Source organism: Geodermatophilus ruber (assembly GCF_900114385.1).
Taxonomy (GTDB): domain Bacteria; phylum Actinomycetota; class Actinomycetes; order Mycobacteriales; family Geodermatophilaceae; genus Geodermatophilus; species Geodermatophilus ruber.
The window spans coordinates 142067-155849 of record NZ_FOSW01000010.1 but is presented as its reverse complement, the minus strand read 5'-3'; the positions used below and the strand labels follow the sequence as shown (position 1 = coordinate 155849).

13 protein-coding genes are annotated in these 13783 nt (G+C 71.2%); 4 read left to right on the top strand and 9 right to left on the bottom strand.

Annotation, left to right across the window (positions count from 1 at the left end; translation table 11 throughout):
• Positions 1-24: 24 nt before the first annotated feature.
• Positions 25-771: an SDR family oxidoreductase gene (locus BMZ50_RS16450; protein ID WP_091326652.1), complete on the bottom strand. Its 747-nt coding sequence runs from the start codon at positions 769-771 to the stop codon at positions 25-27.
• A 56-nt stretch (positions 772-827) separates the two neighbouring features.
• Complete coding sequence (locus tag BMZ50_RS16445) at positions 828-1682, bottom strand: alpha/beta fold hydrolase (RefSeq protein ID WP_091326650.1); 855 nt, start codon at positions 1680-1682, stop codon at positions 828-830.
• Between the two features lie 335 nt (positions 1683-2017).
• Here BMZ50_RS16445 and BMZ50_RS16440 point away from each other — a divergent pair, with 335 nt between their 5' ends.
• A complete protein-coding gene (locus tag BMZ50_RS16440) occupies positions 2018-3130 on the top strand; it encodes an LLM class flavin-dependent oxidoreductase (protein WP_091326647.1) in 1113 nt (370 codons plus the stop codon).
• 54 nt (positions 3131-3184) lie between these two features.
• On the opposite strand, the gene BMZ50_RS16435 is transcribed toward BMZ50_RS16440, so the two are convergent.
• From BMZ50_RS16435 to hpaB, 7 genes are all read right to left on the bottom strand, one after another.
• Positions 3185-4198: an AraC family transcriptional regulator gene (locus tag BMZ50_RS16435; RefSeq protein ID WP_091326645.1), complete on the bottom strand. Its 1014-nt coding sequence runs from the start codon at positions 4196-4198 to the stop codon at positions 3185-3187.
• 98 nt (positions 4199-4296) lie between these two features.
• Positions 4297-5154, bottom strand: a complete 858-nt coding sequence (locus tag BMZ50_RS16430) for an alpha/beta fold hydrolase (RefSeq protein WP_091326644.1) — start codon at positions 5152-5154, stop codon at positions 4297-4299.
• Positions 5151-5768 (bottom strand): cysteine hydrolase family protein, encoded by a 618-nt coding sequence (locus tag BMZ50_RS16425; protein WP_091326642.1) that lies wholly within the window; start codon positions 5766-5768, stop codon positions 5151-5153. Before BMZ50_RS16425 ends, BMZ50_RS16430 begins: the two co-directional genes overlap by 4 nt.
• Positions 5769-5821: 53 nt before the next feature.
• The gene (locus tag BMZ50_RS16420; protein ID WP_091326640.1) at positions 5822-6895 is read right to left on the bottom strand and encodes an LLM class flavin-dependent oxidoreductase; all 1074 of its coding nucleotides are present in this window, start codon (positions 6893-6895) and stop codon (positions 5822-5824) included.
• A gap of 59 nt (positions 6896-6954) precedes the next feature.
• Complete coding sequence (locus tag BMZ50_RS16415) at positions 6955-7893, bottom strand: 3-carboxyethylcatechol 2,3-dioxygenase (protein ID WP_091326638.1); 939 nt, start codon at positions 7891-7893, stop codon at positions 6955-6957.
• Between the two features lie 34 nt (positions 7894-7927).
• The gene (locus tag BMZ50_RS16410; RefSeq protein ID WP_218146301.1) at positions 7928-8485 is read right to left on the bottom strand and encodes a flavin reductase family protein; all 558 of its coding nucleotides are present in this window, start codon (positions 8483-8485) and stop codon (positions 7928-7930) included.
• Positions 8482-9975: a 4-hydroxyphenylacetate 3-monooxygenase, oxygenase component gene (gene hpaB, locus BMZ50_RS16405; RefSeq protein ID WP_091326635.1), complete on the bottom strand. Its 1494-nt coding sequence runs from the start codon at positions 9973-9975 to the stop codon at positions 8482-8484. Before hpaB ends, BMZ50_RS16410 begins: the two co-directional genes overlap by 4 nt.
• Positions 9976-10107: 132 nt before the next feature.
• On the opposite strand from hpaB, the gene BMZ50_RS16400 reads away from it, so the two are divergent.
• From BMZ50_RS16400 to BMZ50_RS16390, 3 genes are all read left to right on the top strand, one after another.
• Complete coding sequence (locus BMZ50_RS16400) at positions 10108-10884, top strand: GntR family transcriptional regulator (protein ID WP_218146300.1); 777 nt, start codon at positions 10108-10110, stop codon at positions 10882-10884.
• A gap of 175 nt (positions 10885-11059) precedes the next feature.
• Positions 11060-12388, top strand: coding sequence for a bifunctional 3,4-dihydroxy-2-butanone-4-phosphate synthase/GTP cyclohydrolase II (locus tag BMZ50_RS16395; protein ID WP_091326633.1), 1329 nt, complete (start codon positions 11060-11062; stop codon positions 12386-12388).
• An 87-nt stretch (positions 12389-12475) separates the two neighbouring features.
• Complete coding sequence (locus tag BMZ50_RS16390) at positions 12476-13753, top strand: LLM class flavin-dependent oxidoreductase (RefSeq protein WP_091326630.1); 1278 nt, start codon at positions 12476-12478, stop codon at positions 13751-13753.
• Positions 13754-13783: the final 30 nt, after the last annotated feature.

Sequence of the window (13783 nt, the reverse complement as noted above, 5' to 3'; positions counted from 1 at the left end):
CTCCCCCGAACCGCCCGCCGAGACCTACTGCAGGCCGCCGTAGAGCCCGCCGTCGACGGGGACGGCGGCCCCGGTGAGGTACCCGGCCGACCGCGAGCAGAGGAAGGCCACCACGGCGCCGAAGTCGGCCGGTTCGCCGACGGCGTTCGCCGGCACGTCCGCCGCGAGGTCTGCCAGCCGCTCCCCGGCCCAGGACTCGAGCCGTTCGGTGCGGTGGTAACCGGGCTGGACCGTGTTCACGGTGACGCCGTCCGGGGCGACCTCCAGGGCGAGGGTCTTCAGGAACGCGGTGAGACCCGACCGCCCGGTGTTGGACAGGATCAGGTCCGGGAACGGCTGCCGCACCCCCACCGACGTGATGGCCACGACCCGACCCCAGCCCCGGGACTGCATGCCGGGCACGGCCGCCTTGCACATCCCGACCGCGCTCAGCACGTGATTCTGCAGCGCGGGCCCGTACGCCTCGAGCGCCGTGGACCCGAAGGTCCCGGCCGGCGTCCCCGGCACGTTGACGACCAGGATGTCGACCTGGCCGAGGGCCCGCTGCGCCTCGTCCACGAAGCCGGTCGCACCCTCGGGCGTGCTGACGTCGGCCTCGATCGGCACGACCTCGCCCCCGATGGCGGCGGCAGCCTTCTCGACGCGCTCCCTCTGCCGCCCGCAGATCGCCACCTGCACGCCCTCGGCCGCGAGCGCCTGCGCCGCCGCGAAACCGAGCCCGCTGGTCGACGCGGCGACGGCCGCGCGCTTGCCGGCAATACCCAGGTCCATGGTCCACCCGTCTGCAGAAGGAAACTGTTCGAGCCGCTGATCGAGCGCCGGAGGACCTAGTCCAGCGTCGAGCGCAGGAACTCCAGGTGGAGGGCGTTGAACCGCTCGGGCTGCTCGTAGTGCGGCCAGTGGCCGGCGTCCTCGATCATCTCGAACCGGGCCCCGGGGATGGAGTCCGCCCAGAAGTGCCCCTCGGCGATCGTGCTCGTGGGGTCCTCGGCGGTCCACACGACCAGCGTCGGGGCCTGGATGCGGCCCAGCCGCTCCTCGGTCATGAGGTTCTGGGTGCGGACGTCCATGTCCTGCAGGACGAGGATGTTTCCGACGTTCTGCTTCATCTCCGGCTGCTGGTAGATCGCGTGCCGGATGGCGACCAGCTCATCGGTCACGCTGGTCTCGGGATCGGCCATCAGCCACTCGATCCTGCGGCGGGTACCGATCGGGTCGCTGTTCTCCACCGCGGCGAGCGTCGACGTGCGGATCTGGTCCATCACCTCGGGCTTCGCCACGGTGCCGCCAGGAGCGAGCAGCGAGAGGGAACGCACGCGGTCGGGGTGCTCGGCCGCCGCCCAGGCGGCGACCCAGCCACCCAGGGACTGCCCCGCCAGGTGCGCACGGTCCACGCCGCAGGCGTCCAGGTAGCCCAGCAGGTGCTCCACGTAGGCCGGGATCGTGTACGGCCGGTCCGGCTTGCCGGTGTAGCCGTGGCCGAGCATGTCGATGGCGTGCACGGTGAAGTGCTCCGCGTGCGCGGCGATGTTGCGGCTGAAGCCGTCGAGGTGCCCGCTGGTCCCGTGCAGGAAGACCAACGGCGGGCCGGACCCCGCCCGCAGGCTCCGGGTGGGGATGCCGTCGACATCGACGGAGCTGACGCTGAACTCCAGCCCCGTCAGGTCGGTCCACACGGTCATCGGTGATCTCCAGCTCTGGTCGGGGGCGACGTCGAGCGACCCGCGGCCACCCGGAGGGAAGGGCTCCGGCGTTCGCTCGCCACGCAGCCGCGGGCGGCCGGTTCATGGCCTGCCCTGCTCGCGCCAAGTTAGGCGGCGGCGTCGTCGTGGTCAAGTATTTTATACGAACCTGACCACAGGCCCCCCACCTGCGCTTTTCTGACCCCCGGACATGCCCGGAACCGGCTGCGCAGGGCGACCGGAACCGGCGTTTTTCGGCTCGGCTCCGGCGGCGACCCGCGGCTACCGTGCGCCCGGCTCAACCCCGCCGACCGGCACCGTCGACAGGAGACACCGTGGTCAAGTCCTGGATGTTCGACATCTTCAACTACCCCTACGACAAGCGGGCGGAGAACTTCAGCCCGGAGCTCTGCTCGCAGCTGTACGACTGGCACTTCGACACCTGGGTGGGCGCCGAGGACCAGGGCTTCGACGGGGTCTTCTTCAGCGAGCACCACTTCACCGCCTACACGGTGAGCCCGTCGCCGAACCTCCTCGTCGCGGCGGTGGCCGCGCGGACCAAGAACATCCGCCTGGGCGTGATGGCCAACATCATCCCGTTCCACGAGCCGCTGCGGCTCGCCGAAGAGGCGGCCATGCTCGACTACCTCACGCACGGCCGTCTGGAGGTGGGCCTGGGCCGCGGCGTGGATGAGCTGGAGTTCCAGAAGGCCGGCATCCCGATGGAGGAGACCCGCCCCCGGTTCGAGGAGGGCATGCAGCTCATCCACGAGGCATGGCACAACCCGTCGTTCACCCACCACGGCCGCTTCTGGGACTACGACGACGTCGCGGTCTGGCCGAAGCCGATCCAGCAGCCGAACCCGCCGGTGTGGATCACCGCGCTCAGCCCGGCGACGACCGAGTGGGCGGGCGCCCAGGGCTACAAGATGGCCCACACCTTCCTGCCGGTCCCGGACACCAAGGACATGTTCGACCGGTACCGCAAGGCGGCCCGCGAAGCCGGCAACTCGACGGCGCCCGACCGCGTCGCGGTGATGCGCAACATCTTCGTGGCCCCGACCGACGCCGAGGCCAACGACCTCGCCGAGCCGGCCCTGGACCACCTGTTCGGCCTCTTCCGGACGCACGCCATCTTCGAGGACCTGGACAACGTCCCGAAGGGCTACGAGTACTACCAGTCCTTCTTCCGCCCGTTCGTCCAGGACAATGTGAGCTGGAAGGACCTCAACGACGCCGGGATCATCTGCGTCGGGTCGCCGGAGACGGTGCGGGACAAGCTCGTCGCCCAGGCCGAGGAGCTCGAGTGCGGCAACATCATCGTCTGGGGCACGTTCGGCAACCTCACCGAGCAGCAGACGAAGCGCTCGTACGAGCTGTACTCCCAGGGCGTCATCCCGGCACTGAAGGGGCTGCGGCTCCCCGGTGAGGAGCCGAACGCCGGCTGAGCCACTCGAGCCCCGGGGCCCGCACGCCTTCGTCGCGGGTCCCGGGGCTCCCGGTCATCCTCCCGAGCGCAACGTGTCCGACGGGGAGCAGCCGTACTTGCGCCGGTAGGCCACAGCGAACCGGCCGAGGTGGCCGAAGCCCCAGCGCAGCGCGACGGCGGTGACCGTGGTGCCGCCGCCCGCGTCCGCCAGTTCCCGGTGCACGCGCTCGAGCCGGACGTCGCGCAGGAACTCCATCGGCGACATCCCGACGTGGCTGTGGAACGCCGCCTGCAGGGTGCGAACGCTCACGCCGGCGGCGGCGGCGAGGTCGGTCGTCGTCAGCGGGTCGTCGGGGCGCTCGGCCATGAGGTCCATCGCCCGCCTGACGTGCCGTGGCCGGCTCGGCCCTGGGGGTGCGGTGAGCACGTCGCTGAGGTTGTGCGGCTGGGCGGCCAGCAGCCCGCTCATGACGAAGTCCTCGACCTGGGCGACCATCAGCCGGCTGGACAGCCAGCTGCCGGCGGTCGTGTCGAGCTCGGTCACGAGGCTGCCCAGCAGGGACACGAAGCTGCGGACCGCCGGGCTCTCGGCGAGGGCGAAGCGGAAGGCGATCGGCCCGCCACTGGGGCGGCCGACGGTGCGTTCGAAGTGGCTCTGCAGCGCCTGCTGGTCGATGCGGACGGCGACCTGGGCGCAGTCGCCGCCCCAGCTCATCCGCCATCCCTCCCCCGGGGTGAAGACCACACCCTGACCGCGGCGTGACTGGTCCACCTCGTCACGACCGCGCCACGACCGGACGGCACCCCGGTGCAGGAGGTTCAGGTGGTAGCACGGGCCCATCGCCCCGAGCCCACCGATCTCCACCGGAGCGCCGTACCGCGAGTAGGCGAAGGTGACCCGGTCCAGTACGACGGCGTGCAGCCGGGCGGCCACCGCCCCCGGGCCGGCGACGTCGACGCGGTGGGGCACGAAGACGTTCCCGATGCCACGGCGGGCCTCGTCGAGATCTGCGGACGCCAGGACGACGTGGCGGGACAGCGGTTCCGTCCCGGGCCCACGCCCGCCGGTCAGCTCATCGCTTGCCATCTCACCGCTCCGAACGGCTCGCCCGGTGCCGGGCCGCGGTGGACGGCGAGTCCCCTGGCGAGGGGGCTCCCCGGCCACCACGGCGTCCCGGCCTCCGGTCACCCCTCCTTCGTCAGCCAGTCGATGACCAGCTGGTTGAACGTCGCCCGCTGCTCCCACTGCGGCCAGTGCCCTGCTCCGTCGATGAACTCGAAGCGACCACCGGGGATCTTCTCGGCCATGTCCATCCCCACACCGGCGGGCCCGGAGGGGTCGTCCGACGTCCAGATCACCATCGCCCCGTGGGGAACGGCAGCCAGCTCCTCGTCGGTGACGAGATTGCGGCGACGGATCTCCGGGTCCTGCAGGCACAGCAGGTGCCGCATGGACTCGGCGAAACCGGGACGGGCGTAGATGGTCCGCCGGATGGCCACCAATTCGTCAGTGACGGTTGCCGGGTCGGCCATCAGCCATTCCAGCCGGGCCCGGATGTTCGCCTCACTGGGATCGTCCGCGGCCGCCTGGGAGAGGCTGCGGATCCGCTCCATGACCTCCGGCCGGGCCATCGTCCCGCCCGGGGTGTTCAGCACCAGACGTCCGGTCCGGTCCGGGTGGGCGGCAGCGAACTTCAACGCCACCCACCCGCCGAGGGACTCCCCGCTGAGGTGCGCCCTGGCCACACCCAGGACGTCGAGCAGGCCGGCGAGGTGCTCGACGTAGTCGGGCAGCTCGAGGTCGCTCGTGGCAAGGGTGGTGTACCCGTGCCCCGGGTAGTCGTAGGCGATCACCCGGAAGTGCTCGGCCAGCGGTCCGATGTTGTGGGCGTAGGCCTCCAGGTGGCCGCCGGTGCCGGGCATCAGCACCAGCGGCTCCCCAGAGCCGGCCTGCAGCACCCGGGTGCGCCACGGACCGACATCGATGTGCTCGAGGCTGTGCGGTACGTCGCCGAGGGTGACCCAGACGGGGGTGTCGCTCATGCGGTCGCGCCCTCCGTGGCGCCCAGCGCCTGGGTCACCTCGGCGGCCGTGGTGATCTCGGCGAGCAGCCCCATGGAGCCGACGGAGGCCTGGTGCGCCTCGAGGGTCCCGGCCGAACAACCGTCCTCGACCAGGATCGTGCGGTACCCGTGGTCGCTGGCGCCACGAACGGTCGCCTCGACCGAGGCATTGGTCGCCACACCCGAGACGATGAGCGTGCTGACGCCCAGTTCCTCGAGCAGGCCCTGCAGGGGGGAGTCGACGAACGGGCCGACCCGCCGGTGCGTGACGACGTGGTCGCCATCGGTCGGCGCCACCTCGTCGATGATCTCGGCCGAGGGGCTGCCCTCCTTGAGGCAGCCGAACTGCGAGACCATGCCCAGCAGCGGAGAGTTGGCGTGCAGGTCGGAGTAGTCGGGCTTCCACGCGACCCGGGTGTAGATCACCGGGACGCCGGCCGCCCGTGCCGCGGCGATCAGATCGGCATTGACCGCCACGACGTTGCGGGCCACGACCTGCTCGTGGAAGAAGTCGGCGAAGGCACCGTCAGCGCCGACGACGTCGTTCTGCAGGTGCACGGCCAGCAGCGCGGTGGTGCGGGGGTCGAGCTCCATGGGGATTCCTCCTGGTCGGGGTGGATCGGCTGGGTGGATCGGGGACGGGCAGGTCAGGCGCGGGCGAGGATGCTCTTGCCGATGTCGTTGATGTCGCGCTCGGCCGTGTAGGGGTTGGACAGGAAGACCTGCACCATGTCGGCCCCGGACTCGGTGATGAGCTGCGCCTTCTCCAGCAGCTCGTCCGGGCTGCCGTAGAGGCACCAGTAGTCGACGAGCTCCTTGGTGATCAGCGGCAGGTGCTTGGGGTCCAGGCCGCGCAGGTACTGCTTCCAGACGTCGAGGTAGTGCGGCCGGTCAACGGCATTCGGGTCGCCGAGGTAGGCCATGGCCGCCTCGTTGGTGGCGTTGACGATGTCGCCGCCGAGCTCGTCGACGTGCTGGTTCATGAACCCGATGTTGGTCAGGCAGGAGCTGATCGGACCCGAGCCGAAGCCCTTGGTGATGCCGTCTTCCCAGGTCTCACCGTTGCGCAGCTCGTAGAACCAGGTGACGGCGACGAGCTTCACCGAGCCGACCGGGCGGCCCGCATCGGCGACCGCCTTGTCCAGCTCGCGGCGGACCAGGCCGATCATCTCGGGGTTCGGGCCGAGGCAGTAGACGACGGCGTCGGCGTACTTGGCGGCCTCGTGCAGCCCCTTGGGGCCACCGGCCGCGACCCAGATCGGCACCCGATCCTTGATGTTGTACCAACCGGCGTCGGGGTCGAGGAACTCGATCTCGCGCTGCTCGCCCAGCCAGTCGTGGACGACCCGCTCGCCGTTGAGCAGCCCGCGGGAGACCTCGAGGGAGTCGGTGAGCTCCTTGATCCGGGCGGTGCGGTGGCCCATCGAGCGCAAGGCGTTGTTGGCCGTGCCGATGCCCAGGAAGGTTCGCCCCGGCGCCAGGGCGTTGAGCGTGGCGATCGAGTTGGCGGTCACCGGCGCGATGCGGGTCAGCGGGTTGGTGACCATCGTGCCCAGTTGGATGGTGGATGTCTGCTGCGAGGCGATGGCGAGGAACTGGTACGGGTCGCTGAACAGAAGCGGCCCCTCACCGGCCCCGAAGTGCGTGACGCCGAGGTCCTCGGCCTGCTTCACCATGCCGATCTGGTCGATCTTCGCGCAGGTTCCGATCACGAATTCCACTGCTGCTCCTTTGCGGCTCCGGCTCGGCCGGCTGGGGGTGGGTGTGAGGAGTGGTGCGGTCAGGCGGTCCGTGCGGTCGTGACGGCGAAGCCGGCGATCCACTCCGGGATGGGTTCGTAGAAGGACTGGGTGACGACGTAGGGACCGGTCGCGGCGAGGGCGGCGTAGGCCGCGATCGACGTGCGCACCTCGTGGGACGAGTGGCCGGCCTGCTCGACGAACGACTCGTTGCTCCACGAGTCGAGTTCCTCCAGCCGCCCGGAGGCGAGGACGTCGAGCAGCGCCCGGTCCCACTCGGGGTTGAGTGGCTGCAGCGGCAGGGTGCCTGCGGCGAACTCCCGGGCGGCCGCGGTCACCCGCTTCTCCCGTTCGGCCCGCTGTTCACGCGTCGGGTTACGCCCGCTGATCAGCCGCTCGGCCACCTCGGGGGTGGCGCCGGCGAGCGCCGGCACCGGTGGGTCGTGGGACAGCCCGCCGGAACCGAGAAACAGGACCCGCCGGCCGAGCCCGGCCGCGGCCCGGCCGAGTGCGTCCCCGAGGAGCCGGGCACGGCTCACCGGACCGAGCGGTTCGGCGACGCTGTTGATGAAGACCGGGACGGTCGGCACTGCCGCGATCCCACCGAAGAGCAGGGTCAGTGGCTGGGTGAAGCCGTGGTCGACGTGCATCCGCTCGGAAACGGCCACGTCGATTCCCGCCGCGAGCGCCGCCGAGGCGAGGGTGTGCGCCAGGTCGCGGTCCACCTGCAGCGGGCCCTCCTCGTAGCCGTAGTCCCCCACGGACCGGGCCTCCGTACCGATGCAGAACGGCGGCATCATGTCGTAGAGGAAGCCGTTGTAGTGGTCCGGCGCGAGCACCACCACGACGTCCGGAGCGAAGTCGCCGATGAAGGCCCGGGCCTCGGCGAACGCGGCCTCCACCCGATCCCGCACACCGGGAGCCGGCTCGTTGCGGGTCATCAGGGGCGTGTGGGAGACGGTGCACACCGCCAGGGACATCGAGTTCACCTTCCGCGCGTCGGGGGTCGGGTCATCACCAGGGGGCCGAGAGCAGCCATTCGTGCCGGGCGTCGGCCGTCGCCCGTTCCCAGTCCTGCCGGGGCAGGTCGAGGAAGGCCCCCTGGCTGTAGAGCAGCGGCTCGCCGTCGCCGACGTGGAGGTCCCGGACCCGGCCGACGACGATGGCGTGGTCACCTCCGTCGAGGACGCCGTACCGATCGCACTCGATGTGCGCGATCGCGCCCTCGAGGAGGGGGACGCCGTGCCGACCGGAGCGCACCGCGACGCCGGCGAACCGGTCGGGGCCGGGACGGGCGAACGTCCCGGCGAGGGGCTCCTGGTCGGCGGCCAGCACGTTGACGGCATAGCCGGGGCCCTCGGTGAGCAGGGGGTGCATGGCCCGGCCCCTGCCGATGCAGACGAGCACCAGCGGCGGGTCCAGGGACAGCGACGTGAAGGCGTTGACGGTGCAGCCCGCGGGCGCGGAGCCCTCGGTGACGGTGGTGATCACCGTGACGCCGGTCGCGAACTGTCCCATCGCCCGCCGCAGGAGGCGCGGATCGACGTCGGCGACGGCCGCCGGCATCGTCATGCCCGGGGGGCGCGGGCGGCGGCCGCGGCCACCGCGTCCTCGGGCTTGCCGGCCAGCGCGAGGGCCCGGTCCACGAGTCGCTGGCCGGTCGACTTGTCGTAGGCCAGGTAGTTGCCCGCGTACAGCCGGACCGGGTCACCGGCGTAGTAGCGCTCGTACTGCACCGCCCGCTGGCCGAAGGCGTCACCGCAGAGGTCCCACGCCAGCTTGTAGAGGCGCACGCGGTCCTCCGCGGGCAGCCCGTCGGCGCCCACGAAGTACTTCGCGACGTCCGCGCCGATCTCGCTGCCGAAGTCCTCGGCCGAGGGCATCATCAGCAGCCCGCCGGCACCGAGGGTCTGCAGCGCCTCGATCACCTTGGGATAGCTGGCGGACAGGTGCATGCGGAGGGTCTGCAGGGCTTCGAACCGGGGTCGCACCGAGCCGTGGGGCCCGGTCTCGTACTCCGCCTCGGCGGCGACCAGGAGGGAGTGACAGATCTCCGTCGCGGCGATCGCCTCCCCGAGGGTCTTCTGCACGTGCAGGAAGCCGTCCACCTTCACGGCCTGGCACAGCGCCATCGCCACCCCGGTGGCGAACTGCATCTTCACCAGGCCCCGGACGCCGGTCTGGTGCCCGGTGTGCTGTCGCAGGTTGGTCCGGCTGTACATCGCGTTGGACAGCGCGACGTCCCCGTGCAGGAACACCCGGTCCCACGGGACCAGCACGTCGTCGAAGACCACCAGGCAGTCGGCCTCCTCGAAGTGGGCCGACAGCGGGTGGTCGAACGCGTTGCGGCTGCCGTCGTCGTACGGCTCGCGGGCGATCAGCCGCAGGCCGGGGGTGTCGATCGGCACGGCGAAGGCGGCGGCGTGCCGCTCGTCCCCCGGGCGCAGCCCGGGAAGGTTGTAGATGATCATCTCGTCGGCCATCGGCGCGAGCGTGGCGAGCATCCGCGCGCCCCGGACGACCAGCCCGTCGGCGTTCTCCTCGACCACGCCCATGTGCAGGAACTCGTCCGCCTGCTCCGACGACGTCCTCGACCGGTCGGTCTGCGGCGTGATCAGCGCGTGGGTGAGGAAGAGATCGTTGTCGCGTACGTACTCGAAGTAGTTCTGCACGTTCTCGGCGTAGCGGGCACCGAGCTCCGCGAAGATTGCCGGCTCCTCGGCAAAGGCCATCACCGTGGTGTTGAGGAAGTCCGGAGAGCGCCCCATGAGGCCGAGCGTCGCCTCCGCCCACAGCCGGAAGGCCTGCCGGCGGGCCACCAGGTCCTCGTAGGAGCGCGGGGGCACGAACGCGACGCCGACCGGCCCGCCCGGGCCGGGCCGGGTCAGCACCGGCGCGTACTCCGCATCGTGCTGCATGTCGTAGAGCCGCGCGATCTGCCGGACGGGCGCGGCGAAGGCGGGGTGGGTCGTGACGTCGTCCACCCGCGTCCCGCGGACCCACACCTCCCGGGGTGTGCTCCGGAGCCGGTCGATGTACTGGGCACCGGTACGGATCGGCATGGTTCGGTCTCCCCACTGGCATGCTAGCGTTTCGCGGAAAGTAGCGGGGGTCACATTGGAGCGCAAGCCCCTCCCGGACGCACACCTCCGAGGCGGCCCCGGAGGTTGCGCGGCACGACCGGAGGAGAGTCGATGAGCGATTACGCTGCCTCCATGGCCGGCGATCTCCCCCCGCGCAGGCCCCGCTCGCCGGAGGACACCGCGCTGACCCCGCCGACCGACCGCTCCGCCATGCGGATGGGGACGCTCGCCTACCGGCAGATCAAGGAGCAACTGCTCGAGGGACGCTGGGCGGCCGGCGAGCGCTTGTCGGTCGAGATGTTCAAGTCGGCTCTCGGCGTCAGCAAGCAGCCGGTCATGGAGGCTCTGCGCCGTCTGAGCGCGGACGGCCTCGTGGAGATCGTGCCGCAGGTCGGCTGCCGGGTGACGTCCTACGGCCCGCAGGACGTCGCCGACTTCTTCACCCTCTTCGGCGCCTTCGAGGGGGCCATCTCGGCCGTGGCGGCGCAGCGCAGGACGCCGGCAGACCTCGCCGTGCTCGACGAGGTGCACGCCCGGGTCGGCCACCTGTGCGGCGAGCGGGACGCCGCCGTGCGGGCACACGGCTACCGCGAGTTCAACCGCGAGTTCCACGGCATCATCCACCGCATGGCCCGCTCCGACATGGTCGAGGAGATGAGCCTTCGGATGTGGGACCTCAGCGACTTCCTCATCAACACCGCCGGCCCACCCCAGCCGCTCAGCGGTGCCCTCGACGAGCGGCACGCCGACCACGAGGAGATCCGCCAGGCCCTGGTGGCCGGCGACGCCGACCGGGCACGGGCCGCGACGGAGCGGCACATCGTCGGGACGGTGGAGCTCATCCGCTCCGGGGCACGCGGGGACGCCACCGAGGCCGCAGGCCGCTGACCCCGCTCGGCCCGGCCGCCGCCGCCGGACCGGCCGAAAGCCCCCGCCGCGGACCGCCGACCCGGGCCCGGTCCGGCCGGTCGCCCGGCCACCCCGGGGCTGCCATGCGATCGGGCCCTTGTGGCGCAGGTCTCATCCCACTACGGTTCGCACGCTAGCATGTCAGGAGGCGTCGATGGACCGTCTGCCAGAGCGCCGTGGGATCACCTTCCCGACCGGCGCGCCCGAGGTGCCCACGCCGGGTTGGTGCTCCGGCGGCCTGCCCGCTGCCGTGGCCGCGTTCCGGCGGGGGGAACCCGTCCTCGTGGTCGACGACGAGAACCGGGAGAACGAGGGCGACCTGGTGGCCGCCGCCGAACTGATGACCCCCGAGCTCATGGCGTTCATCGTCCGGCACACCGGCGGGGTGGTCTGCGTGGCGATGGACGCCGAGCGGTTGGCAGCTCTGCAGCTGCCGCAGATGGTCGAGGACAGCGAGGACCCGAAGGGCACCGCCTTCACCGTCTCCGTCGACCTGCGCACCGGCATCACGACCGGCATCTCGGCAGCCGACCGGGCAGCGACCGTGCGGGCGCTGGCCGATCCGGCGCACGCCGCCGAGGACTTCGTCCGGCCCGGTCACGTCTTCCCGTTGCGGGCCCGTCCGGGCGGAGTCCTGGAGCGTTCCGGCCACACGGAAGCCGCCGTCGACCTCACCCGGCTCGCCGGGCTGCGCAGCGCGGCGGTCATCTCCGAGGTCGTCAACGACGACGGGACGATGGCCCGCCGCGCCGACCTCCAGCGGTTCGCCGTGCAGCACGGCCTGCACCTGATCTCCGTCGCCGATCTGGCGAGGCACCGGCGTGCCGTCGAGTCCACCGTCCGGCGGGCGGCGCGGACGACGCTGCCGACCGACCACGGCACCTTCCAGGCCTACTGCTACGCCGGGACCGGCGACCCGATCGAGCACATGGCGCTGGTCATGGGCGACGTGCGCGACGGCGAGGACGTGCTCGCCCGCGTGCACTCGGAGTGCCTCACCGGCGACCTCTTCGGCTCGCACCGCTGCGACTGCGGCCAGCAGCTGGACGCGGCGCTGGGGCGGATCGCCGCGGCCGGCCGCGGGATCCTGGTCTACCTGCGCGGTCACGAGGGGCGGGGCATCGGGCTGGCGAACAAGCTGCGGGCCTACGAGCTGCAGGCGCAGGGCCTGGACACGCTCGACGCCAACCTCGCACTCGGACTGCCGGTCGACCTCCGCCGGTACGACGTCGCCGCGCAGATGCTCACCGACCTCGGTGTCCGTTCGGTCCGGCTGATGACGAACAACCCCGACAAGAGCCGCGACCTCGCCGAGCACGGCATCGCGGTGAGCTCGCGGGAGCCGATCCTCGTCGCGCCCGGCCCGGCCAACGTGCGCTACCTGCGGGCCAAGCGCGACCGGCTCGGCCACGAGCTGGGAGCACTCGGCGACGAGCCCGATGCCGGCGGCGCGCTGCCCGCGGCGGCGGGCCCGGAGCGCTGAGGGCCGCCGGCGCCCGATGTCCCTCGGACGGATCCCCACCTCGTCCGGCACCGCGCCGGCGACGACCACGAAGGGTTGACCTGGACCATGAGGCTTGGAACCTTCCTGCTGCCCAGCGCCGCTGCCTCGCCGGCCGACTTCCGCAAGGGCTACGCCGGCGCGAACCCGAACTACTACCAGCGGGCGCTGTTCGAGAACAGCGAGATCATCAAGCAGATCGACGATCTCGGCTTCGACTTCGTGGCCTTCTCCGAACACCACTTCCACCTCGAGGGCCTCGAGATGTCGAACAACCCGATCCTGTTGGGGGCGTGGGCGGCCGGCATCACCAAGCGGTTGCGGATCGGGCAGATGGCCACCGTGCTGCCCTCGCGCAACCCGATCCTGGTGGCCGAGGACCTCGCGATGCTGGACCACTTCAGCGGCGGGCGGATGTTCGCCGGCTTCGCGCGTGGCTACCAGTCCCGGCACGTCATGACCGTCGGTCAGAAGAACAACGCGTTCGCGACCTACGCCACCGACCCCGACTACGCCGCGCACGACAAGGTCAACCGGGAGCTCTTCGAGGAGAGCTACGAGATCATCCGCGGGCTGTGGGAGAACCGGGAGTTCGCCTTCCAGGGCGAGCACTGGAGCGTGCCGCCGGAGGGCATCTCCTGGCAGCACCCGGGGACGCAGTCGATGGCGCCGTCGACGGTCTCCCCGGACGGGACGCTGCGCAAGATCGGCATCGCGCCGAACACGCTGCAGGACCCGGCCAGCATCGAGCTGATGGTGCCGTTCACGCTCAGCCCGAACACCATCCGGTGGGCCGCGCAGCAGGCGGCCTGGCCGATCATCTTCAGCCCGATCAAGGAGATCGTCGACTCCTGCCTGGACGCCTACCACGAGGAGGCGCTGAAGCGAGACCCCTCGATCAAGCGAGGCGAGAACGTCGGCCACTTCCGCGAGATCGTCGTCGCCGAGACCGACGAGGAGGCCTTCGCGGTCGGCTCGGACGCGCTCGGGTTCATCTGGCCCGAGTGGCACGACTTCTTCGGCTTCAACGAGGCGCTGCGCTACCCCGGCGAGGAGGGCCCGATCCCGAACAACTACCGGAGCATGGTCGACCGCGGGTACTCCCTCACCGGGTCGGTCGACACCGTCGCCCGCAAGCTGGAAAAGGTGATCGAGGACTTCGACACCGACCTGCTCGTGCTGTGGCAGGGCATCGGGCCGGCGCCGATCGACAAGATGCTGAAGAGCAACGAACTCCTGGTGGACAAGGTGCTGCCGAAGCTCGGCATCAGCCTGGAGCAGTTCAAGCCGACCTTGCGGCCGGAGTTCGAGACGTCCCTGTGGACCGAGACACCGCCCGTCCGCTGATCGGCAGCCCCCGGCCGGCCGAGGTCCGCG